The sequence below is a fragment of the Sphingobacterium sp. LZ11T8 genome (genome assembly GCF_024261425.1).
GTDB lineage: Bacteria > Bacteroidota > Bacteroidia > Sphingobacteriales > Sphingobacteriaceae > Sphingobacterium.
The window spans coordinates 13,684-37,866 of sequence record NZ_JANBZY010000002.1 but is presented as its reverse complement, the minus strand read 5'-3'; the positions used below and the strand labels follow the sequence as shown (position 1 = coordinate 37,866).

The following is a 24,183-nucleotide window of genomic DNA, read 5'->3' as shown; positions in this document are numbered from 1 at the left end:
ACTTTTTTAGATAGATTGTTTTAAATTTAAATTATTAATATCTAGTGTCTTAAACACCATTTCCTTATCATTCTGTTTAACGAGATGCTTTTTATGGTGAACATGATAACTAAACTTAAAATCATGTAAATCACTGTATGCAGCATCTGTAGTTCCGATTACGGAGTATTCAACCTCTCCTTTATGGTTGAACTTACTTATTTCAGCTTCATCTAGATTTGCTGAAATGGAATACCAACAACCTTCACCCAATCCACCAAGCCACTCTGCCTTGTTCGGAAGGTCCTTTGGCCTTTTAGGTTCTTCGATAAAACCCAATAAAAGATCATCAGGAACTTCATGCGACCTTGATTTCAAGAAATTAGGTTTCAAGAGATCGACCTGGAATTTTAATGACTCCCAACGTCCCATCCTTTTCTTTTCCAAAACGCCATTGTGGAAACAATAGATCTCATTATCATCAACAGCATTGACAACATTGCTGGTAGGACTTGCCTTCAGGCATTCCGGAAAAAAGATTTTATTACAGCGCGGATCATTCTTTTCCATCGCATTGACCAAGATCTGGGCTACATACCGTGAACAACTGTTATTATTCGGAGCGATGGCTCCGTACAAAATAGGTCCCTTATCTACCAGGGATTCGGCATATTCTACTCCTTTCCGAAAGGAAACATTTTCGGCGATTGAACATAACAACCGGCCTGCCCCATGGGTAGCAGATTCTTTTTTGGACAATTCGATGAGGATCTCTTCAAAATTCATCAATTGATTGTCTTCCGAAAAGGTAGCTTTACTGTGCAACTCCAACCTTGGATCAAACTCACTGGATCGCGCTCTTCCAAATCCTCGAGGAACGATATAACGTCCAAAGTCAAAATACCTGAGATCTCCAGACTTTCTTTCAATTAAAACTATTGCTGCATGCCCTACCTTGAAATTAAGGTTCTTTACTATCCCTAATTTCTTTAATATGGCCATCCATAACTCATCACCCCTCGCCGTTTGGTCGGGCCAAGCTATTGGAATTGCGATATCATTATATTGATGCATTATAGTTTTCCTTTACCTTAGGTTGAGGATAAAAATCCTGATATAACTTGTTAATATAGCGAGTACCATGGTCTGGAAAAAACAAGACCACTTGATCCGTTTCTTTTAAATTCATTCTTTCAATGTTCTCATCCAAAGTGGCCAAGACCGCTGCACTTGAAAACCCCAATAAATCACCACATTCCTCCAGATATTGATGGGCGATGGCTTCTGATTTATCTTTTCCGATTTGAAAGATATGATCGACTACTTGTTTGTCAAATGCTCCTGGAATAAATGTCCGGCCAATACCTTCTATGGCATCAAAACGGACTTCTTCCTCAGGGATTGGTTTATTGTCCATAAACAGATGATAGACGGAATTCTTTGGTTCAACCCCCCAGATCTTGATCGCGGGATTACGCTCCTTTAAATACCTTCCAATTCCTGAAATGGAACCACCTGTACCAACACCTACCAAAACATGGGTGACTGCAGTATTTGTCTGCAGCCAAATCTCCGGTCCTGTTGTAATATAATGTGCTTTGATGTTGTTTGAGTTATAGTATTGGTTCGTAAAATAGGTATTGGGATTGTTGGAACAAAAAGCCTGTGCAAGATATTGAGTGGAATTGAAAACATGCAAACCATTGGAATTATCGCATCGTTCAATTTCTGCACCATAGCTCTCCAATAATTTAATCTTTTCATCAGAACAACTGGCAGAAACAAATATCTTCGACCTATAGCCAAGCTCTTTTGCGATCAGAGCGATGCTAATACCGGTATTACCACTACTTGCTTCGACAAATGTGCCTCCCTCAACAATTTTATTGCGCTTAATGGCATCTTCAACCATAAACCATGCGGCCCTATCTTTAGATGATTTTCCAGGATTATAGAACTCCTCCTTGATTAAGATGTTTGTTCCATATTTCTTGGATAAAAAATCCTCCCTTCTTAACGGTGTATTCCCAATAAAATCCTTTATCAATATTCCCTTTGTTTAGTATTTAGTTTATAATAATTTAACGTCAATATACTCAAGATTATTCTACTGTATTAACCTAAAACGTGCCAAAAAGTTCATTAACAGAATTTATAAAAACCAAAATGGCTAAAAAATTGCAGCTTAGAACCTAACTGCCAGTAAAAACTATCTCAAACTTTTAATATTAGGAAACTAAATAAAATTACGATAAATTTTAATAAAGTCTATCACTTGAAGATTTAGAGCAAGCATATTGTTACTAAAAATTGAAATCCTAGCTTATTTTTATAGTTTTGTCCTTTAATATTATCGATATGAAACCAAAGACCATTGTAATCGCCGTATTATTGGCCTTATTAGCCATTGTCCTTTTCAACAATAAAGAGGAAGCTTCATTTTGGCTATTTGGGGACATCCGCACTTCGAAATTGATTATTCTAGGGATATTTTTTCTTCTAGGGGTCATTGTCGGTGCTATTCTATTTAGAAGAAAGAACAAGCACCCAAAGGAATATGGGATTACCAATACGGTGAATCCTACCGAAGATCAATTGTTTTTAGGGAATGATGATGAAATGTCGGATGATGACAGAGAATATATCCGGAGGGACTAAAAATATGTGAAATGGATCAGTTGCTTTCATCAACTGATCCATTTGTGTTTTTTGCTTTTGTTTTTTTCATTCGGCCAGATTTCTGCAAACCTTGATGGATCAGAAATTCTATCTGTCCATTAACGCTCCTAAATTCATCCTGAGCCCAGGCTTCCAATAGCTTAAAGGTTTCTTCATCTACCCTGATCACAAAACTCTTTTTCATAAATCTTTCTTAACTATCCGGAATTACTCCTTCTTAAATTAATTATAAAGGGTTCCTGCATTTACAATAGGTTGTGCGGCCTTCTCTCCACAGAGAACCACCATCAAATTACTGACCATCGCAGCTTTTCGCTCATCGTCCAATTCCACAATATTCTTGTCCGATAGCTTTTGGAGTGCCATTTCAACCATACCGACAGCACCTTCAACGATTTTTGCTCTGGCAGCTACAATTGCTGAAGCCTGTTGACGCTGCAACATTGCCCCTGCAATTTCTGGTGCATAGGCCAGATGCGTAATCCTAGCCTCTTCTACCACTACCCCAGCTTTGGATAGACGTGCTGACAGCTCGGATTCCAAGATTTTATTGACATCTTCACCCCCATCTCTCAAGGTTAGGTCAGCATTCTCATCCTCAAAACTATCATAGGCAAAACTTACGGCAAGATGTCGTACAGCAGCTTCGCTCTGAACCCTCACGTAGTCCATATAGCTCTGTACCTCATAAGCCGCCTTGTAGGTATCACCAATTTTCCAAACGATTACTGCCGCAATCTCAATTGGATTACCCAATTTATCGTTCACCTTCAAGGTCTGGCCCTGTAAGTTTTCTGATCTAAGGCTAATTTTCTGCGCCGTATAGAATGGATTGATAAAAAACAGACCATTTGCCTTGATGGTGCCAACATATTTACCAAATAGATTCAAAACACGGGAATGGTTTGGATTGACAATGATCAACCCTTTCACGATTACTATAAAAACAATGAACAGGATCACCAAGACTGGTACATATCCAATCTGCCCATGTGAGCCTATCTGAATAAATGAGAAAATAATTCCTAGAAGGCTTAAAAACAATATCCCTAATGCTAAATAGCCTGATGTTGGTTTAATGATCTTTTCCATAATTATGATTTATTATGATATTATTTTGATATCATAAATATAGAGAATATTCTTTTCATATTTCCAAGAAAATATCAAAAAAAAGAGGCTCCTTGAAAAGTATTTTCAAAGGAGCCTCTTTTTTATTTATAGAAAGCTTTTAAATAGGTATTCAGCTATGGTTGAATATGTTTAGGTCTTATAACGTACTCATTACCTCAGGCTTCAATACGCCATCAAATTTCTTGTCAACGATTAATATGGCCATAGGACGCATGGTAAAACTCTGTTTTTCGCCGAAAGACTCTTTATATTTCAGCAATAACTCTGCTCCTTCTTTATTCAAAGAAATGGAATCAATGCTAGGTTTTAAATCCGAGCTCGTTGAAATGATCGCAATAACAAACTGCTTATCAAAATCGATATTACTGGGCATTCCAGAATCACCCATAGTTGCTGCTGGCGAAAAGAATTCATCAAAAGCTTCTTGAGTTTCAATTTTGTGGGCTCCATTTTTATCCTCTGAGACGGTGTTTTTTACAAAATAATTTTCGCCTAATACAAATGGAACAAGTTCCCTGTTTGCTTCAGACTTTTCGATTATGCTGTCATTGATAGCATTCCCATCTTGCTTCGAACCGGCATTATTGCTACAGGAAGCAAGTAGCAGTGCATTCAAGATGATTGGTATAAATAGTTTTTTCATTGTGTCATGTATATTTTATATCCATTAAATGATTGGAAAGCAAATTTGTTTGAAAAATATAGCAGTTCAAGAATTCATCTAGGCTTTGAATGGGGAGAATTTATTTAAAATTAACACACAATTATCTCAAAGGCTTGATATCCAAGTATTTTTAATAATAAGAGAATTTTTAATATAATTTTAAATACCGAGAAAAATTTAACAATATTGTAAAGTGTAAGGTTTGAGGCGACAATTATTAAAATTCATTTTATTGATAGATTGACATATGAATTTCCACATTATCAATGATTTATATTATAAAGATTTTCATGCTGGTTTTAAAGCAAGATACGATGTTTTTGAAACCATCAAGTCAGACCTATCTGATTCCAATATCTATGAATTTTATAAGATCACGTTAAAAGATTCCAAATACAGGTTGAAAAGGATAATTTCTAGACGATATGCAAATTATGCCAATTACCTTGCCTTCAAAAAATATATAGGAGAATTGGACTCTAATGACGTGATCATGGTCCTGATTCCCTTTGAAAGCTTGTTTGAAGTGGCTAAAGCCGTCTATTCTAGCCTATATAAGGCAAAACTTAATAAAGGTTTGAGGATCATCATGATGATAATCGATTTAGATTCCATCAGGCGAATTGGGCAAATCGACCCAGAGCTAGAGATTAAATATTTAGATTTTGCAGATGTATTGATTTCGCAGAATGCGGAAATGTCCAAATGGCTAATAAGCAATCATATCGCAGCTGATAAGGTCGTAGATTTAGAATTATTTGATTTCAGGCTCGATCCAAACCATCAACCTTCAGGTGTTGGAACAGCGATATTGGAAAAGAATATTGTTTTCGGGGGGAACTTAACCCCAGAAAAAGCAGCCTTCATCTATAAATGGAAGCCTAAGTTCAAAACGAAGCTGTATGGCATACATTTAGAACCAGTGGAATTGCATAAGAATATGGAATATTTAGGTGTATTCGACCCTAGTGATCCAACCATGGACGTCAGTGGCATTTCATTTGGATTGGTTTGGGAAGGAGACAGTACAAAAACCTGTACCGGTCTGGCTGGTCAATATTTAAAATATTCCACCCCCCATAAGATATCATTATACTTATCTCAAGGTCTGCCCGTCATCGTCTGGGAAGAATCGGCCATGGCAAAATTTGTTCAAGAGCATAATCTTGGCCGTACGATAAAAAGCTTAAAGGACATTGAGCAAATTTTAGACGATATTACGCTCACTGAATATGAAGAAATCAGAACAAACGTTTTGAAAATCAAGGAGAAGGTAATTCGTGGTGAGTTTTTAAAAAATGCACTCAATCAATGCTTCATCAAACTGGACAGTCCTGACCTACAGAGTAAAATAAAGTTTAGTCAAAAAAAAGAGCTTCTATAGTTTTTTAAACCACAAAAGCTCTCATTTTCTGAATCATTTATATTAAGATTTCTCCTCTTTATCCCCTCCTATCATTTTAGATGTAATCCCTTTTTTGTCTGTAGTTTCGGCGATAAAAACTCCCAGCAAGTGGAGTACCACAAATATAGGAAACCAGTAAAGTCCCCATTTATGGACACTTTCTATGCTTTCTTTCCATTGACTAAAAAAGCCTTTTTCTATACAGATTCCAGTTGCTGCTGAGATCATTACAAAAAGATAGAAATAGACATAGGTAAGTCCTTGTAAGCGCTCCTTTAAGGACTGAACCTTCAGGAATGGATTGGGAAACCTGATCCCCTTAACGAGCATATAGATAATCCTAGCTAGAAAAGAAAAAATCATAATATGTGCAAAAAGCTCATGCCATTCCCACATAGGTTCACGGATACCCTTCACAACCTCAGAAACCTGCTCTTTTGAAATGCCTGAAACTTGCTTTTCTAAAACAGGGATTATGTTATTTTTGCCCATCCAGTACATCCTAAGAAAACCTGTTATGAAAAGAACGGGCATTGCAAAAGCCATAATCCAATGTAACAGGCGATGGAAAACGGTAAAATTTCGTTGCATACTCATGATAATGGGATTGGCCTAGTTAAAAAATTTACTGAATTCCATATAGGAGTCATGAAGCTTGGCAATGATGACATTCACCTTTTCAGGATTTTTCTCGGCTTCTAACTCCTTGACCAATTCCATATGAGGATGTAACCATTTATGCAATTCATCGTGTCCTTTCCCATCCATGGTACAGCTTTTTATGAGCTGATCATTCTGTTCTTTTAATTCTTTTGCAAGTCGCAGATTATCGGTTTGTTTTTCCTGTACATAAATCTGAATCAAGTCCACCCCCTTCAAAACAAAAGGTTTCATTTCTTCATTCATCGTCCATTTCTTTCCATTGTTCAATTCCAAAGCACCATCAGCATGATTATGCTGATGTTCTGCATGGTTTTCTGCGTCGTGATTGTGTGAATGTTCTGAATTTTGATGGCAGCTCCATAATAAGATGCTGCTAATCCCCAATAGCATTAATTTTTTCATATTCTGTTTATTTTGTTTTAATCATTTTCAGTACTCCATTGACCACAGCCCTACCATCCTTGATTAGATCTGTCTTATTACCAGACAGCTTCCATTTAAGAACTGTTAGTCGAATACCACCCAATAATATAGTCGCTAAGGTTGATGAATGTATCTCCGTATTGAAATCACCGTTGGATTGACCATTCAGGATATTCTGTTCTACGTAGCCCTGCATCAAGTCCAAAATTTGAGCAACCTTTATACTTAGGCCTTCATCAAAATGAAAGATATTCTCAGCAAATATCACACTCACAACTGCCGGTCTTTCAGTAAAAGTCTTGAACTGGAAATTGAACAGGTCAATTAAATTCTCAGAAGGACTCTTCTGACTATTGACAGAGAGGCTTGAGATCCTTTTTTCCATTCTGGCAATGAAATAATTAAGCAGGCTCATGAGAATATCATTCTTACTCTTAAAATGCCTATACAAGGCAGGTTCAGTTACTTTGATATCTGCAGCCAGATTCTTAATGGTCAAATTCTGTATGCCATACCGGTCAATTCTCCTAGTAGCAGCTTCAATGATTTCAATTTGTCTATCCGTATATCCTTCAATCTTCATATCTACAAACCTTATGTTAGTTAGTATTCACTAACAAAGTTAAGTATTGTTTAACAGATTAATACAGAAAAAGATATCGATTTTAAGGAATGTTATTCTGAGGAGTTTTAAGTATGCTTTAGTATGCATCCCGAATGGGTATTATATGGTCAGTTATTGCTTTTCCTGAAAGTTGTTGGGGTTTTTCCTGTCCATTTTTTAAATGCTCTGACAAAACCACTCGGTTCTGCATATCCTAAAACCGCTGAGATTTCCTTGACAGAAGACGTACTATTGCACATATAATGAATGGCCAATGATTTTCTTACCTCTTCGACAATTTGAATATAAGAGATCCCTTCTTGTTTGAGTCTCCTTTGAAGTGTCCTTACACTTACATTGAAATTACCTGAAACAGACTCGATGGATAAAGAAAACAGGTAGGAATTTGCGATCAAGAAATTAAATATCCTTTTAGAAAGGTTTCCTTTTATGGCAGGAGAATTTTGCAATAAGCTGATTTTTTCAATCAATAGGCTCTGAATTTCATAATTTGCCGTTAGAATTTTAGTGTGAAGGTAATCCTTCTTGAATTCCAAGATATAGTTTTCACTCTTTTTTACAGGACAACCTAATATAGCTTCATATTCTTTCCCATGCTGTTTTTTATATGTTGGAAAACTCGCAGAGATTGGGATAGGATTTTCTAAGACCAACCCTTTTAACTCATATAGTACAAATGACAACAGAAAGTCCCCCATCTGATCCTGAGCGGTTGGTGTATCTGAATAACCTCCTGTTTTTTCGAAGTTAATATTAAAGGTATTTTCCTTTTCTATTACATTTAGCGAATAAAAGTCAGTCAATAAATGAACCATGGAACATGCATGTTTTAATGCATCTTTAACATTACTGCTCATCTGTATGACCTGTCCGACTATACCCAATGCTGCAATTTGCATAGAAGTCCCAAAATGGAAACCAGAAAGTTCATTTTTTGAGAGATGGACTATGTTTTTCCAAATGACTTCCATCTGCTGGTTTGAAATGCTAAGCGATGACTTTGTGTGAAGGTCTTGAAGTTTTAACCCAGCAAATGATGCCAGTTTCTCAATAACTAAGCCTCTCTCTTTACAAAATACCAGCAATGCCTGTAAAAATATCTCTCTGTAATTCATAGTGTAAAAGTATAAATATACCAATCATATGACCAAAAACTGGCATGAGATGACAAGCCATTGTCGCCAAATGGTAATTAGCAACTAACAGCTGACAGATAACTTTGTAGAAACAAATTCAAAGATTATGGTACTTAAAAATGTTTTACTGATAAATGCTATCAGTTCAGGATTGACAGGATTATTGATTGCTCTTAATTCAAAAGTAGTAGCAGGAATTTTTAAGGTGAATAACACTGTCCCAATTATTGGAACCGGTGTTTTTCTGGTTGTGTTTTCCCTCTTTGTCCTCCTGACTGCCTTTAAACACCTTCAAGACAAGTCATGGACTAAATTTATTATCGGAATCGATGTAACTTGGGTCGCTGTTAGTATAGTAGTTACAGCCTTATTGTTTTCTACTATTAGTATGATCGGATCTATAATAATTTTAGCAGTTGCTGCCTGGGTGGGATTGATGGCATACCTACAAATGAAGACCTTAAATAAAATGTTACGATGAATAAAATAGGAGAATTTATTACGGATTTCCTCAGGTATATGCAGGAAAGAGATTTTAATAATCTAGTTAATCTATTTGCTGAAGAAGTGAAATGGGAAGTTCCAGGGGATACAGACAGACTGAAATGGCTAGGTGTAAGAAAAAATAAAGCTGAGATTGAAAGCTTTTTCCAGCTCCTTTGGGCAGAGACAGAACCCTTATCAGCTGAAATACAAAAGATTTTAGCTGATAAAGATGAAGCTATGATAAAAGGTGAATTCACTAGCAAAATGTTGAGAACAAACAAGGATGTAACCTCTATATTTTTCATTCATTTTAAACTTCAAAATATGAAAATAGTAGAATACACCTTATTAGAAGATAGTTTTGCAGTATCAGAGGCTGTAAATTGAGAAGAAAGTTCTTTGTGATGCCCACAGCCCTACCCGGAACATGCAATTATTCGAATCCAAGCGGGCATAATGCCTTGGAGATTCGCTTGGTCTGATCCCGCTAGGGTTGGTTCAGCCCCACAACACCAAACACATTCCCTGAACCTTCTCCGGGTCGAACCGCAAAGGGTGCCTGCGGTGCATGTCCGCCATGCCCGCAGCTCTTCCCAGAACATGCAATTATTCGAATCCCAACAGGCACAATGCCTTGGGGATTCTTTTGAACTGATCCCGCTAGGGTTGGTTCAGCCCCACAACCACAAACACTTGTCCTGAACCTTCTCCGGATCGAACCGTAAAGGGTGCCTGCGGTGCATGTCCGCCATGCCCTCAACCCAATCAGGAACATGCAATTATTCGAATCCCAAGCGGGTACAATGCCTTGGAGATTCTCTTGGTCTGATCCCGCTGGGAGTGGTTCAGCCCCACAACCCCCAGACACTTGCCCTGAACCTTCTCCGGATCGAACCGTAAAGGGTGCCTACGGTGCATGTCCGCCATGCCCTCAACCCAATCAGGAACATGCAATTATTCGAATCCCAAGCGGGCACAAAAAAAGCCTCACATTTCTGTGAGGCTTTTTTTGTGATCCCGCTGGGATTCGAACCCAGGACCCATACATTAAAAGTGTATTGCTCTACCAGCTGAGCTACGGAATCGTTGTTCTTTTATCGAGAACCCTTCGTTGTTTGAAGTGATGCAAAGGTAGGTTTTTTCAGAACAATTCACAATCTAAAAATACTTTTTTTTCATTATTCCCTTAAACAGCCTGATAATAAAAGAATTATTTTTTCAAAAATGCTCAATCGTGACTAAAAATCCACATTTACTTCACCACTGAGTGGGAATGGTCCTTTCATTTACCCCTTGCAAAAATTGCAGCTAATTTCAGCAGACAGCAGTCATGAAGCACTAGCTCAGATATACAATCACGCTAGTTTGATGCTGATTAACAGCAATTTACAAATTCTTGTAGAGATTTTGTAGATGCTTTTTTACCGGACGTATAAACATTGTAGATTCTAATTAATTGTATCTGTCCCTGAAATTGAAAAACTTTGGATAACAAAAATAGAAACTATGTTTTTCATATTCGGAGTCAGAAAAAGTCGTATTGGAACTCAGGTTTGTTCCTCCACATGCAGTTATTGCCAGCAGAAGGACACATTGGCCCTAATTGCTTACCAAAATTATTTCCATGTGTTTTGGATTCCTCTCTTCCCGCTTTGGAAGGAAGTTCATTCTGTTTGTGTCCATTGCAAGCAACAACGTAGAATGAGCGAATTTAAACCCGAAATAAAACTAGAAGCGATCGAATTAAGGAAACGGTCGAAAACTCCGTTTTTCACTTATGCCTTACCGGCCTGCTTCCTTCTAGTTTTTATTATTAGCGCCATTGTACACTCAATAAAGTAAAAAATTAAACAATAACATCATGAACAACAAAACATTAGCAGTAGTCGCTTACATCACACTTATTGGTTGGTTAATCGCTTATTTTTCTGGAAAAGAGAAAGCAGATGACTTTTTAAGGTACCATTTGAGGCAAGGTCTAGGCATCTTCGTATTTGGTATCTTCCTTTCGATTATTTTGAACATCCTAATGATGGTAACCGGAATTTATTCCCTTGGATACATTGGATTGATCAACATCGTCTTGATGATCATTGGTGCCATCAACGCTTCGAACGGAGTAATGAAACCTCTTCCTATCATCGGTACGTTCTTTGAAAATAAATTCAAGTTCATTAGCTAGTCTGATTGAACGATCACAAAAACTATACATAAAACATTTATTCACTTAATAAACAGATCAATATGAATTACAAAAGCATATATATAGGAAGCCTTCTGGCCATGGCCTTGTTGGCGAGCTGTAACAATACTGACAAAGCAAAATCAGGTGAATCCGAAAGTACTATAGGCGGATTGTTTGGTGGGAAGGATGACAAAAACAAAGCTAGTGAAATCATTAATTTTAACAATTCCATTGTTAAAGTTGATAATTCCCAAAACTCGGCCATCCAAACCTTTGCCAATAACTTTGACAGTTTCGAAAAATACGTAAAGGGTAAGGTGGAAAATCCAGAAGGTTTCATGAGCATCCCACCAATAATGATGTTCCCTCCTACTGTCCACAATCTAAAGTCCCTTGTTTATCCAGATGGACTGAGCAAAGAATTCAAACCGCTTATCGATCAGATGAATGAAAGCTTTGATGCCATCAAAGAAATCAATAAGGAGGTAGATTCATATAAATCCGCTGAAGATTGGAAAGAAGACAAAGGGCAAAAATTAGTTGAATTAAGAGAAAAAGCAACAACCGAAATCAAGAAATACCGTGACGCTTCGACTGCTGTCTTCGCTAAATTAAAACCTCTTGCTGAGAAAGCTGAGGAAACGACCTTGGAAGGCAATCCATTGAAAGATCAATATGTAGGATCCAAAAAACTATTGGAATTAGTGCAGAATACTACCAATATCGCGTTTGAAACAGAAGATCAAGCCAAATTGACGGCTGATTTCAAAAAACAATATCAAGATATCGAAAAGCTTTACAAGGAAAATAAAGACAAAGAAATTCCAAAAGACTTTCAGCCTAAGATTAGAGCCTACGGAATGTTCAACGATGATGTAAATGATTTCTTAGGGAAAATGAGGATAGCGCAACGTGAATTGGATGCAAATACCCCTTTGAGCGAAGATGCATTGAGAGGATTGGATAACGCTGCTGAATCCGTCCTAAGATCATATAATGCATTTGTAGATTAAGTTTCTACAATTAAAGAGAAAATACTGCTTTTGCCTTGTAACCTCAAGGTAAAAGCATGTTTCAGTGAGAACAGAACACCCAAATGGAAGCTAGGAATCAACAGCTTTCAGCAAAATCAAGCATTAATGGAAAAAAATAAATTTACTAACACTACTGCTATAATCCTTGCCCTGTTTATTTCCATGTCATTTTTTACGAGCTGTGATTCATTGACCGGCTCTAAAAAAGACTTCCAATGGAATGAGGAAGTGGCGGACTTAACAGACAAAGACCTCAAATCTTGGCTAAGAAAAGCACCTTTTTCCAATGAACTAAAAGGCAATGATAATGAAGTGATGTTCAGCAATGCTGAACAGGTATTCCCTTTCTTAGGAAAATACTACAATAGTGTAGAACGACAAATAAAGAACTATTCCGATTCTGATGCCGGACATATTTATCAGACAGAAACAGTATTGTTCCAAGATCCGCAATGGGGAGACCTTTTTGTCAGTGCGGCATTGATGTACAATAATGATGAGCTTTTCTTAAATGATAGCAACATAGAGTCTGGCGATCCCATGTTTGAAGGAAAGGATGCCATATATAGTACCTACCACGGTGGCTTAATGGAAACTTCTGTCCACAGCAAGGGTCAGGATACTAAAAATGGCTTGTATTGGGGCTCGAACAGTGCGAAAACTTATTTGTTAGCCTTCTATCAAAAAAACAACTTAGTCTTTGAAGTCGCTGTACCTTTAATCGGACAAGACACTTTAGCCACATTAAATAAACTGAAAGAAGTCAACACAGCCCTTGCATTAAATGTCCCGGAGTGGACAAATGCCCAAATTAAGGATCTCAATCCTCTTGACAGCAGTGGCACCTTTTGGAAGGATCCATTTCAAGGGATTTATGCAGTAAACTACTTCATACCGACAGTTTTCCTTAAAACCTTAGATACCGATTTTAAAGAAGAACAATCCTCAACCGATGAAGTCTATCAATATTCTGCAAGCCATAATGGCGGTACGGCAAAATTCAGCACCAAAATAGCAGCCAGCACTTTAAACTTTGAAGATTTTGAAAAACAATACAAGGATTTCGCTCATTATGAATACTTCCACAAGAAAATATATTATGAAGAGAAGGAATCTGGCAATGAAATCCAGGGTAATGCCTATGCTTTCTATAATCCTGAAAAGATATTAGAATTTGAGTACAGTTACCCTAAAAACAATCCAGAACTAAAAAAACAGATGCATTCCATCTTGAAATACGTCAAGATCACGAATCCCTACTAAAAGAAAATTGTATAGTATAGTTTATTAAGTGAAAAACCCCTTTGGTTCTAGACCTCAGGGGTTTTATTATTAAAAATAGAGAATAGACTTATTTAAAGATTGTTTCATTAACGATCTTGATTTCATCTTGAGAGATCGTATGTCCCATATTCGGATATATTTTCTCCTCTACCTGTGCTCCTAAACTGCGCATCAGCTTACTGCTTTCCTGCACACGTTCCACTGGAACATGAAAGTCAGGGTCTGATGTACCGATAAATACATTTGTACCTTCAAAATCACCTGCATAATGGTCGGCATGTAGCTTTTCACCAATCAGACCACCAGTAAAAGCAACAACACCTCCATATTTCTTTGCATTTCTACTTGTATACTCCAAAGTCAAACAAGCCCCTTGGGAGAATCCCAAGAAATAAATGTTTTCGTTCTCAATTCCCTTCTCATTGGCAATTTGCACTGCCTCTCCTATTAATTCAAGAGCGATGTCCAAATTCGGCTGATTTGAAATAATGGGCGCAATAAAAGAATGTGGGTACCAGGTATTCTGATCAGCTTCAGGCCCTAACAATAAATAATTATCGACTTTTAAATATTCAGCTAGCCCCATGATATCTTGAGCAGACCCACCTCTACCATGAATCATGATCAAGGCTTTCTTAGGATCATTTACATTTCCACTTTGATATATTTTTGACATAATCTTATTATTTAAATTTAATGACTTAACAATTTAATGTTGAGGCAGATGACAATCATACACCTCAACAAAAATCTTATTTCAATACCGGCAACACTTTCTCAATAGCTGAACGCTGAGGCTCGTATTGTTTTGGCAATTTTAATGAATTACCTAACTCTGCCAATGGCTCATCTACATCAAATCCAGGGTTTTCAGTAGCGATTTCGAACAATACACCTCCTGGTTCACGGAAATACAAAGAATGGAAATAATCCCTATCGATCTGAGGAGTAATCTGTAAACCAGCTGACATGATTTTTTCACGTAATTCCATTTGATCCACATCATCCTTTACACGGAATGCGATGTGGTGATTAGTTCCCGCGGTGTTGATTCCTCGTTGTGCGTTCTCATCAACCAAAATATCAATGATATTTGCAGTATCGATATTTTTGCTTTTGAATCTATAACGATTTCCTTCTTGAGCAATCTGTTCGTAATCCAACAAATCGGTTAAAACCTTTGCTGTTGGCTCTACATCCCTTAAGGTTAAAGTACTGTTATGAAAACCTTTAGTAGCTACCTCTTTACCTACTTGTTCAGTAGACCAGCCAATTCTATTATCCGCATCTTTTGGAACAACCAATGATAGATTCAATCCATCAGGATCCAAAAATGGAAGATACAACTCTCCAAAGCGCTCAACGGCTTCTCCTGTCAATACATTGTTTTTTCCAAAGCGTTCTTTCCAAAACTCTAAACTTCCTTCTGGAATCGAATAAGCAATTTCTGTTGCCATTCCGCCGCCGGTTCTACCTTTGCCAATACCTTCCCAAGGGAAAAAGGTAAGGATAGTTCCAGCATTCCCTTTTTCATCTCCGTAATAGAAATGATATGTTCCTGGATCATCAAAATTCACGGTTTTCTTTACCATTCTTAACCCAAGGGTATTGGTATAGAAATCGTAGTTTCTTTGTGCCAAATTAGCGATGGCTGTTATGTGGTGTAACCCTAATACTTTATTGTTCATCTTAATATTCCTTTCTATTTATACCTTAATTATTTGCTTTTGTTTATCTGCTATACAAAGGTGACTAAATCCGTATAGTTGTGCATTGATGTATGGTAAGAAGTATCTCCCTTTAGTAACTAAAGTTACAAAGCCAAGGTTTTCATAATGTTAACTTTATACTAACCAATATTTAGACTTATGGACACGCATTATAGAATCATCATCATCGGTGCTGGTACGGCAGGCATTATGACTGCCGCCCAACTGCTCAAAAAGGACCCCAACTTAGAAATTGCCATTATTGACCCAGCCAAAAAGCACTATTATCAACCGGCATGGACATTAGTTGGAGCTGGAGCCTATGATTTTGACAAAACTGTTAGACCCATGAAAGACTTGATCCCCGAAGGTTGCACCTGGATCAAGCAAGCCGTAATTTCCTTCTCTCCAGAAAAAAACAGCATTCAACTGGACAACGGAGAGGTTCTTGAGTATGATTTCTTGATTGTTGCCTGCGGATTGGTCAACGACCTCAGCCTAATTGACGGGTTGCAAGAGGCTATTGACAGAGGTGTGGCCTGCTCCAATTACATCGATCCAAACTATACCTGGAAATGCATCCAAAACTTTAAAGGTGGAAATGCAGTCTTTACCCAGCCGACAACCCCCATAAAATGTGGCGGCGCTCCACAAAAAATAATGTACTTGGCATGTGACTATTTCAAGAGAAATAATTTGGCTGATCAAGTAAATGTAACATTTGCCACTCCGGGATCAGTAATTTTCGGTGTAAAAGTCATTGCGGATACCCTAATGAAGATCATCGATCGGTACAACATCAATTTTAAACCTTTCTATGCACCAATAAAAATAGATTCAGATAAAAGAATCATCACCTTCAAGAGTTCAGACCCTAAGGATAACGAATGTGTGATAAACAAGGGTGACTCCGATGAAGTTCCACAACAAATGGAACAATTGATTGAAATACCTTTTGACCTATTGCATTTGGCACCACCTCAAACAGCTCCCAAATTTGTCAAAGACTCTATATTGGTCAATGATGCTGGTTGGTTGGATGTAGACATCAACAGTATGCAACATAAAAGATTCACCAATATCTTTGGACTTGGTGATGTGGCCGCCTTGCCTACTGCAAAAACTGGAGCAGCAATACGAAAACAAGTTCCTGTAGTAGTTGACAACCTCTTAAAGTTGATCAAACTACAAGCGGCAGACAACAAATCCTATGAAGGATATTCTTCATGTCCACTCGTAACAGGTTATGGAAAGATGGTGCTAGCAGAATTTAACTATAAAAATGAATTTACGCCAGACCCCAAATTGAAACAGATGCTGATCAAGGACAGCAGCAAAGAGCATTGGCGACTATGGTTATTGAAAAAATATTTATTACCCCACCTGTATTGGAACAAAATGCTCAAGGGTGAAGAGGTATAACAAAGACACACTCTACCTATCATTTTTTTAAATTAGCGATGCAAACTGGTTGGCAATTCTGTCGGCCAGTTTCTTTTTTGGAAGGATTAATTAAATCTAAACTTCACCAGCTTCTCCTGTTGGAACCTGGCTTCCCACTCTTTTGGACTGTAGCCAAAATGTTTCTGGAAATTCCGTATAAAATGGGAGCTTGAGCTGAATCCAACCATATTGGAAATCTCATAAACCTTATAGGATCCACTGTTTAACAACTGTGAGGCTTTCTTCAGCCGAAGGTTATTAATCAATTCATTGGGAGATAAATTGGATGTTTGCTTGATCTTTCTATACAAGGTAGGTCTACTGATGTTCAATTTATCCGCCAGGAACTCCACACACAAGGAAGTATCATCGATATGGTCCACGATCAGTTGTTGTAACTTATCCATAAAATCTTCCTCTATGTTCGTATGCAACAACAATTCTTCAGGGTCTTGCTGTTGTGCATAATGTTCTTTCACAAACATCCTGTTTTTCAATAGGCTCCTGATCTGTGCCTGAAGGAATGAGGGTGAAAATGGTTTCTCTATATAGGCATCAGCCCCATACTCCAAACCCTCGATTTTTGCCTGAAGGCTGTTTTTCGCTGTTAGAATGATAAAAGGGATGTGCTTGTAATTCTGGTTTTTCTTGACCTGCGCACAGAGCTCAAAGCCATCCATCTTAGGCATCATCACATCCGATACGATTAAGTCTATATGTTGTTTTTGGAGGACCTCTAATGCCAGATATCCATCATGCGCCTGTACGATATCATAGTCATCACATAGATCATCTGTCAAAAAATCTAAGATTTCCTGATGATCATCTATCAATAGAATTATTTTGCGGACTTCTAATTCTTGTGACATTCTATTATAGGTTTTTAGGAATAGCGAGAACGAATATATTTAAATTTTCGGAATTCTCTACATACCTTAGGTCACCCGAATGTAGCAAGGCAAAAGAATGTGCCAATGCCAATCCTAATCCTGAACCTTCAATTTGACTGTGCTGATTCGAACGATGGAATGGTTTAAATAGCAGGTCCACTTCCCTTCTATTCAATATATGACCATCATTTTTCAGTTCCAATATCCAGTAATTCAACTTATCATCATCAATCAACTGGATATCCACCATTTTATCAGCGTACTTAAGCGCATTCGAAAATAGATTTTCTACAATCTTACTGATCATGTCCTCATCAATCTTTCCGAATATGCCTTGATTAATATCTTGTGTCAATACAATGCCTTCGATCTGAAAGGAAGTCTGATAGTCTTTAATAAACTCCGTGATAAACTCGGAAATATTACATACTGTAAGGTTCAACTGTTTTTCATCGGTCTCTACCTTTCGGAAATCCAATATGCTATTGGTCAGCCGGACCAGCTTTTCAGTATTCTTATGCATGGTCGTCAAGAGCCTGTCTGTCCTATCCTCTCCTAAATTTTTATTGTCAACCAGCTTTTCCAATGGTCCTTTGATTAAGGTCAGCGGCGTCTTGATATCATGGGCGACCTGCGTAAAGAAATCCAATTTTGCTTGATACAATCTCCTTTCTCGATTAGCATTGATTTCCATCAGATGCCTGCGATTTCGCTCCTTAATCTGGTTATCAAAATATTGATAGATAAAAAAGACCAGTAGAATAAGGATTATAGCATATACGGCAAATGCCAAACCGCTTGCCCAAAAGGGTTTGCGAACTTCAATTGGAATAGCAATCTCATCAGAAATTATCCTTCCTTGGCTATCAAGGGCTTTTACCAGCAATTGATATTCTCCCGAAGGCAATTTGGTATAATACGCTTTGTTTTCTTTGGACAGGACCCAATCTGAATCAAAACCTTTCAACTTATATAAATAAGATGTAGATGCGGCATCCACATAGTTCAACGCGGCAAAGTCAAATTGAATCGTAGACTCATCATAATCCAGTAAAACCTTATCATAGTTCAACTTGGTAAATTCCTGTCCATATTCATAATTGACCTCTAGGTTCCTTTTGGATGATCTGGCAAAAGTAAAATAGATAGGCACCTTAGTTTCGGTATTCCTTTCTCTAAGAAGGGAATCAGGATGAAATTTTATCAATCCATTGGTGGAACCAAAGTATAGATTACCTTCCTTATCCTTAAACATGGAGTTATAGTTAAACTGTAGATTTGATAAACCAAACTCCTTATTATAAACACTTAACACATATGTATTAATATCTATACTGATCAAACCATTGGTACTGGACAGCCACATATTTTTATTTGAATCCTCCTGCATGGACAGGATTAGATTACTCGGCAAGCCATCCGATTTGGTGAAACGCTTGACGATCTTATTATCTTCCGAACAGATGGTTAGGCCATTCTCCGTAGCGATCCAAATTTTACCTTCTGAATCCTGTTGAATTCTATTGGTCCTATTGCTGTTGATACTCGACTGATTATCCCAATCATGCTTAAATACCTGACTTGATTTCAATTCTGGATCAACTAGATATACACCATCTCGCCAGGTAGTCAACCAAATCCTGCCCATTCGATCTTCCAGCATCGAAGTGAAAAATATGGAGTCAGGAACGGCTTCCACTAATCGGAACCTATCCTTTCCAGGGAAAAACTCATACAAACCATTTGGAGTCGTAAAGAATACTCTTCCATTTTTAGTTTTGTATGTGCTCATGACGAAATTGGACCCTAATTCCGATTGGGTATTTTCTCGGTTATAATGTGCAATGATCTTCTTGTTGTTGATATTGATTATATCCAGACCATTATTGAAAGTTCCTACCAAAAGGCTGTCACCTACGATTTCCAGTCCATGTATATTATTATGCGACAGACCGTTCTTGGTAGAAAAATGCATGAAACTATTATTGCGCTTATCCCAGAAATTTAGGCCGTTATCTTCGGTTCCTATCCAAAGATTCCCATTTTTATCCTGTCTTATTTCACGGACTGCATTTCCAGATATCGAATTAGGATTCTCCATCGGAAATGTTCTTTCAAATAGATTGTGCTTATGATGGAAGTAATTGAGTCCTCCAAAATAGGTCCCGATCCAAATCCCGCCTTGATGGTCCTTTAGGATACTGTACGCCGCGTTATCTGAAATTGACCAGGGATTGTCTCGCTCATGGCAGAATACTCGCCAAGCATTGTCCCTGGTATCTAAAACAACCAATCCTGATTCTGAGGCTATCCATAATTCATGGGCATTTATTTTTTTGATATCCCGAACAAACAACCTGGTTCCATTTTTTACAAAAGGAATTACCTGTTCAAATACCTTAGACTTTAAATCCAGCGATATCAAGCCATTATGTTGTGTACCGATCCAGATTTTGTCATCATCTTCAAAGGCTATGGATTCTACATTCAGGGATCTATCCTTATTTACCTTAAATTGAATTTTGTGCTTCCCATCAACCGAGAAAAGGATTTGGTGACCAGCAGCCCAGACCTCATTCTTTGAATTCTTTGTTAAGGAAGTCACATTGATCTCAGGAAAAAGAGGTTCAGCTTTAAGTTCCAATCCTTTGGAATTCAACTTAAAGAGTTTATAGCTGGAAAGGAACCATAAATTCTCCTTTCCATCATGCTGCATCTCAATGATTTCTTTCATTTCAGTGCCAGGCACCAGTTTGAAGGTTTCCGTATTAGCATGAAATTTATACAGTCCATTATCCGTTCCAACCCATAGGACGTTATATTGGTCGACCAAAAGGCAAGTAATATAATTGCTGGCTAGGCCATTCCTTGCTTCAATATCACTGAAATACTTCTTAAAGGTATACCCATCAAACCTATTCAGTCCATCCTTAGTGCCAAACCAGAGAAATCCATTTTTATCCTGGGTACTGCACAAGACCGCATTATTGGATAATCCTTCAGTAATATTGAGATGATCAAAATTAAATACCTGTCCCCAAACCCTGCCAAGCAAGGAAATCAGAAGCATAACAGATATCAACAGGTTTCTCATCAGATAGGTTTAATAAGGACAAAATAACAATTTTCCCGATAAAGAAACACTTAGCATCTGTAATAAGCTGCTTGTAACAGGCTTTGATACAAAATGGCTATAAATTGAGATAATTAGTCAATTTAATGAAAAGCCCCCTCTTTAAATTTGAGTATCAATTATATACTAACCAATCTTCCAATGAAAAAAAGAAATCTAAACTCTTTGCACATTCGGTATTTATTGCTTTTGGGCTTATCGATGCCATTGGTTCCTATGTTTGTCCATGCTCATCCAGTTACCTTTCGTGCTTCAGCATTACAGCAACAGGAAGTAAAAGGTACTGTTCGCAATCAACAAGGTGAACCATTACAAGGTGTAACAGTATTCCCCAAATCAAGACCAAATGCTGGCACCGTAACTGATGAACAGGGAAATTTCACCGTCACTGTTACTTCAGCTAACGAAACCATTGTTTTTAGAAACATTGGCTATGTTACCCAAGAGCTTCCAGCGAGCAACAATATGACAATCAGCTTACAGGGTTCAGATGATAACCTGGAGGAGATCGTTGTTGTTGGTTACGGTACACAGAAGAAAGAATCATTAACCGGAGCTATTTCAACGGTAACTTCTAAAGATATCGCAAGGTCGGTTGCTGCCACTACTTCGGGAGCCATGGTCGGAAAGATCGCCGGTGTAAACAGCCGGATGCCAGATGGTCGTCCTGGTGCATCAACCAGTATCAATATCCGTAACATGGGAACTCCACTTTATGTTATCGATGGGGTCCAGAAAGATGAAGGACAATTCAACAACCTAGACTTTAATGACATCGAGAGTATCTCTGTTCTAAAAGATGCTTCTGCCGCCATTTATGGTGTGCGAGCTGCGAACGGAGTTGTCGTGGTAACGACGAAAAAAGGATCTCGCGGTGATAAAAATGAATTCAATATCAATTCATATTATGGCTGGCAGAGCATGTTTAGATTCCCTAGACCTGCAAGTGCAGCTACCTATGTAAAAAGTTATATTCAATCTGACGCCATCTTGGGCATCCCCAACCCACAGTACACGCCAGATGATCTAGCGAAATGGGAACAAGGAACGGAGAAAGGATACCGGCCTTGGGACTGGTATGACTATATCTTGGAAACAAGCCCACAAAAATACCTTTCCGGAAGCGTATCAGGTGGTTCTGAAAAAATCAACTACTACTTAAGTGCCGGCCACTTAGACCAGCAATCTATCATCAGAAATTATGGTGGTTTCAAAAGGACCAATGTTCAATTGAACCTAGAGGCCAATGTATCGGAAAGATTAAAGATCGGCGGTAACTTGAATGGTCGTATAGAGAAACGTAGACAACCAGGTGTACCGGGTGGTGATGATACTTGGCAAGCTTTGTTTGCAATCTATAGAAACTTACCTACCGCAAGACCATATGCCAATGATAACCCATTGTACCCAGCAAGGACAGCTGCCAACACCGAAACAAACTTCGCGATGTTGAATTATGATCTTTCTGGTGAGTTTAGGGATACATGGCGTGTGATGCAATTGAATTTCAATGCAGAATACAAAATCAATGAACATTTGAAATTGACTGGTTTAATGGGCTATTATCTAGCGAACCGCTGGATGGATAACCAAGAATATACCTATAAGCTTTATGGTTATGATGAAGCGACCGATACCTATCCAGTGGTCTTCAGCATGGACAATCCTTGGCGCGAGCGTGATATCCGAATGATCGAAGAATTAAGCTATCAGGGAACCTTGAACTATAACCGCACATTTGGAGAACATACCATTGCCGGTGTATTTGCTGCCGAGGCCATTCAAAGAGATACCCCAAGATTCTGGGCGCATGATAGACCTGCTTCAAATGCACTATCATTGATGTATTTCCAAACGATGGACCAATTTGATGATTTCGGTAATGACACGCAAGCTAGAGCAGGTTTCGCAGGTCGTATCAACTATGATTTTGCCCAAAAATATCTCTTGGAATTATCGGCACGTTATGATGGTTCTTGGAAGTTCCCAGAAAACAACCGTTGGGGTTTATTTCCATCAGTTTCTGCAGGTTGGAGGATTTCACAAGAGAATTTCTGGAAAGAATCTAATTTCGGCTCCAAATTCACCGATTTCAAGGTGCGTGCATCTTATGGTGTTTTGGGAGATGACAACCTAGACCCTTGGAACTATTTCGCCTTTGGCTTTATGCCAGGATACACCTACAAACAAGGTGGTTCCGTGATCAATGGAAACTATGTGGTGGGTGCACAGCCTCGCGGATTACCTGTGACTACCCTATCATGGATCAGAGCAAATACCTTCGATGTGGGGGTTGACTTTGCCTTATTCGGCGGTAAATTATCAGGTTCATTAGATTACTTTAACCGCAAAAGAACTGGTTTACCAGCCTCTAGATATGATGTGCTGTTACCTACTGAAGTGGGCTTTGGCTTGCCCTATGAAAACCTGAATTCTGATATCCACCGTGGTATGGATGGTAGTATAATGTGGAGTAGCACCCTACAGGACTTCAGATATAATATTGGAGGTAACTTCACATTTGCCAGACAGATTGATGGTGAACAATATAAACCAAGATTTGGAAATGCTTGGGATCAATATAGAGGGTCAATCCTAAACCGTTATGCCTTCTTGAACTGGGGCTATGAGTCCCTTGGACAATTCCAAAGCTGGGATGAGATCCGTAACTATGACGTGGACAATGATGGCCAAGGCAATACCAGCCTTCGTCCAGGTGACATTAAATACAATGATGTCAATGGCGATAAGGTTATCAATGGACTAGATCAGCGACCAATCGGTTATAGGCAAGGTGGATTACCTTACTTGAACTTTGCCGTTAACCTTGGTCTTGGATACAAGGGATTCGACCTTGCTGCGGATTTTACCGGTGCATCATTCGCTTCTTACCGCGCAAACTGGGAAGGTATGCTGCCATTTCATGATGGAGGTAACAACGCTGGGTATTACATGGAAAACCAATGGATGTTGAGCGACATCACAGATCCAAACAGCGACCTGATTCCCGGTAAGTTCCCGACATTGATCAGAGGTAACCAAAACCACAGTAACTATTGGCATAGTGACTTTTGGGTCATGAACGTGACCTACCTAAAATTAAGAAACCTTCAAGTAGGCTATACTTTGCCAAGTAAAATGACAGAACGATGGGGATTCAGGAACATTCGTGTGTATTCCATGATGCAGAACGTATTCAGCATCGATAATTTGGGTGAGATGAAAATAGACCCAGAAATCACATCCGAGTCTGGAATCCAATACCCTACTAACCGAGTTATCAATGTGGGATTAAACCTAACTTTTTAGTC

23 protein-coding genes and 1 tRNA gene are annotated in these 24,183 nt (G+C 38.3%); 9 read left to right on the top strand and 15 right to left on the bottom strand.

Annotation, left to right across the window (positions count from 1 at the left end):
* Positions 1-6: 6 nt before the first annotated feature.
* Both NLF99_RS04920 and NLF99_RS04915 read right to left on the bottom strand, forming a co-directional pair.
* Positions 7-1,053: a DUF6695 family protein gene (locus NLF99_RS04920; protein WP_254526959.1), complete on the bottom strand. Its 1,047-nt coding sequence runs from the start codon at positions 1,051-1,053 to the stop codon at positions 7-9.
* A complete protein-coding gene (locus tag NLF99_RS04915; protein WP_185216139.1) occupies positions 1,040-2,026 on the bottom strand; it encodes a PLP-dependent cysteine synthase family protein in 987 nt (328 codons plus the stop codon). Before NLF99_RS04915 ends, NLF99_RS04920 begins: the two co-directional genes overlap by 14 nt.
* A gap of 311 nt (positions 2,027-2,337) precedes the next feature.
* Between NLF99_RS04915 and NLF99_RS04910 the strand changes: the two genes are divergently transcribed.
* Positions 2,338-2,637 (top strand): LPXTG cell wall anchor domain-containing protein, encoded by a 300-nt coding sequence (locus tag NLF99_RS04910; RefSeq protein ID WP_185212040.1) that lies wholly within the window; start codon positions 2,338-2,340, stop codon positions 2,635-2,637.
* 16 nt (positions 2,638-2,653) lie between these two features.
* On the opposite strand, the gene NLF99_RS04905 is transcribed toward NLF99_RS04910, so the two are convergent.
* From NLF99_RS04905 to NLF99_RS04895, 3 genes are all read right to left on the bottom strand, one after another.
* Positions 2,654-2,842 (bottom strand): Arc family DNA binding domain-containing protein, encoded by a 189-nt coding sequence (locus NLF99_RS04905; protein WP_185212039.1) that lies wholly within the window; start codon positions 2,840-2,842, stop codon positions 2,654-2,656.
* A 38-nt stretch (positions 2,843-2,880) separates the two neighbouring features.
* Positions 2,881-3,750: an SPFH domain-containing protein gene (locus tag NLF99_RS04900; RefSeq protein WP_185216138.1), complete on the bottom strand. Its 870-nt coding sequence runs from the start codon at positions 3,748-3,750 to the stop codon at positions 2,881-2,883.
* A gap of 178 nt (positions 3,751-3,928) precedes the next feature.
* Complete coding sequence (locus NLF99_RS04895) at positions 3,929-4,435, bottom strand: hypothetical protein (protein ID WP_254526958.1); 507 nt, start codon at positions 4,433-4,435, stop codon at positions 3,929-3,931.
* A 268-nt stretch (positions 4,436-4,703) separates the two neighbouring features.
* Between NLF99_RS04895 and NLF99_RS04890 the strand changes: the two genes are divergently transcribed.
* Positions 4,704-5,840, top strand: a complete 1,137-nt coding sequence (locus tag NLF99_RS04890) for a hypothetical protein (RefSeq protein ID WP_254526957.1) — start codon at positions 4,704-4,706, stop codon at positions 5,838-5,840.
* 42 nt (positions 5,841-5,882) lie between these two features.
* Here NLF99_RS04890 and NLF99_RS04885 read toward each other — a convergent pair whose 3' ends face one another.
* The 4 genes from NLF99_RS04885 to NLF99_RS04870 all read right to left on the bottom strand — a co-directional run bounded on the left by NLF99_RS04885 (position 5,883) and on the right by NLF99_RS04870 (position 8,687).
* Positions 5,883-6,458, bottom strand: a complete 576-nt coding sequence (locus NLF99_RS04885; protein ID WP_254526956.1) for a cytochrome b/b6 domain-containing protein — start codon at positions 6,456-6,458, stop codon at positions 5,883-5,885.
* A gap of 15 nt (positions 6,459-6,473) precedes the next feature.
* Entirely contained in the window at positions 6,474-6,926 is a 453-nt protein-coding gene (locus NLF99_RS04880; protein ID WP_185212034.1) for a hypothetical protein, read from the bottom strand.
* A gap of 7 nt (positions 6,927-6,933) precedes the next feature.
* Positions 6,934-7,530, bottom strand: coding sequence for a TetR/AcrR family transcriptional regulator (locus tag NLF99_RS04875; RefSeq protein WP_254526955.1), 597 nt, complete (start codon positions 7,528-7,530; stop codon positions 6,934-6,936).
* A 149-nt stretch (positions 7,531-7,679) separates the two neighbouring features.
* Entirely contained in the window at positions 7,680-8,687 is a 1,008-nt protein-coding gene (locus NLF99_RS04870; RefSeq protein ID WP_254526954.1) for an AraC family transcriptional regulator, read from the bottom strand.
* 127 nt (positions 8,688-8,814) lie between these two features.
* Here NLF99_RS04870 and NLF99_RS04865 point away from each other — a divergent pair, with 127 nt between their 5' ends.
* Positions 8,815-9,189, top strand: a complete 375-nt coding sequence (locus NLF99_RS04865; protein ID WP_254526953.1) for a hypothetical protein — start codon at positions 8,815-8,817, stop codon at positions 9,187-9,189.
* Positions 9,186-9,581: a nuclear transport factor 2 family protein gene (locus NLF99_RS04860; protein WP_254526952.1), complete on the top strand. Its 396-nt coding sequence runs from the start codon at positions 9,186-9,188 to the stop codon at positions 9,579-9,581. Before NLF99_RS04865 ends, NLF99_RS04860 begins: the two co-directional genes overlap by 4 nt.
* Positions 9,582-9,681: 100 nt before the next feature.
* Here NLF99_RS04860 and NLF99_RS04855 read toward each other — a convergent pair whose 3' ends face one another.
* Positions 9,682-9,969, bottom strand: a complete 288-nt coding sequence (locus tag NLF99_RS04855; protein WP_254526951.1) for a hypothetical protein — start codon at positions 9,967-9,969, stop codon at positions 9,682-9,684.
* 237 nt (positions 9,970-10,206) lie between these two features.
* A tRNA-Lys gene (locus NLF99_RS04850) sits at positions 10,207-10,279 on the bottom strand.
* 776 nt (positions 10,280-11,055) lie between these two features.
* Between NLF99_RS04850 and NLF99_RS04845 the strand changes: the two genes are divergently transcribed.
* From NLF99_RS04845 to NLF99_RS04835, 3 genes are all read left to right on the top strand, one after another.
* Positions 11,056-11,376 (top strand): DUF4870 domain-containing protein, encoded by a 321-nt coding sequence (locus tag NLF99_RS04845; protein WP_185212012.1) that lies wholly within the window; start codon positions 11,056-11,058, stop codon positions 11,374-11,376.
* Positions 11,377-11,438: 62 nt separating this feature from the next.
* Complete coding sequence (locus NLF99_RS04840; RefSeq protein ID WP_254526950.1) at positions 11,439-12,392, top strand: DUF3829 domain-containing protein; 954 nt, start codon at positions 11,439-11,441, stop codon at positions 12,390-12,392.
* 126 nt (positions 12,393-12,518) lie between these two features.
* A complete protein-coding gene (locus tag NLF99_RS04835; protein WP_254526949.1) occupies positions 12,519-13,676 on the top strand; it encodes a hypothetical protein in 1,158 nt (385 codons plus the stop codon).
* An 88-nt stretch (positions 13,677-13,764) separates the two neighbouring features.
* Here the strand turns inward: NLF99_RS04835 and NLF99_RS04830 are convergent, their stop codons facing one another.
* Complete coding sequence (locus NLF99_RS04830) at positions 13,765-14,373, bottom strand: alpha/beta hydrolase (RefSeq protein WP_185217945.1); 609 nt, start codon at positions 14,371-14,373, stop codon at positions 13,765-13,767.
* Between the two features lie 76 nt (positions 14,374-14,449).
* The gene (locus NLF99_RS04825; RefSeq protein ID WP_185212008.1) at positions 14,450-15,385 is read right to left on the bottom strand and encodes a ring-cleaving dioxygenase; all 936 of its coding nucleotides are present in this window, start codon (positions 15,383-15,385) and stop codon (positions 14,450-14,452) included.
* 180 nt (positions 15,386-15,565) lie between these two features.
* Between NLF99_RS04825 and NLF99_RS04820 the strand changes: the two genes are divergently transcribed.
* Positions 15,566-16,828: an FAD/NAD(P)-binding oxidoreductase gene (locus tag NLF99_RS04820; protein WP_254526948.1), complete on the top strand. Its 1,263-nt coding sequence runs from the start codon at positions 15,566-15,568 to the stop codon at positions 16,826-16,828.
* Positions 16,829-16,914: 86 nt separating this feature from the next.
* Here the strand turns inward: NLF99_RS04820 and NLF99_RS04815 are convergent, their stop codons facing one another.
* Positions 16,915-17,718: a response regulator gene (locus tag NLF99_RS04815; RefSeq protein ID WP_254526947.1), complete on the bottom strand. Its 804-nt coding sequence runs from the start codon at positions 17,716-17,718 to the stop codon at positions 16,915-16,917.
* A gap of 4 nt (positions 17,719-17,722) precedes the next feature.
* Positions 17,723-20,833, bottom strand: coding sequence for a two-component regulator propeller domain-containing protein (locus NLF99_RS04810; RefSeq protein WP_254526946.1), 3,111 nt, complete (start codon positions 20,831-20,833; stop codon positions 17,723-17,725).
* 180 nt (positions 20,834-21,013) lie between these two features.
* Here NLF99_RS04810 and NLF99_RS04805 point away from each other — a divergent pair, with 180 nt between their 5' ends.
* Positions 21,014-24,181 (top strand): TonB-dependent receptor, encoded by a 3,168-nt coding sequence (locus NLF99_RS04805; protein WP_254526945.1) that lies wholly within the window; start codon positions 21,014-21,016, stop codon positions 24,179-24,181.
* Positions 24,182-24,183 lie beyond the last annotated feature (2 nt).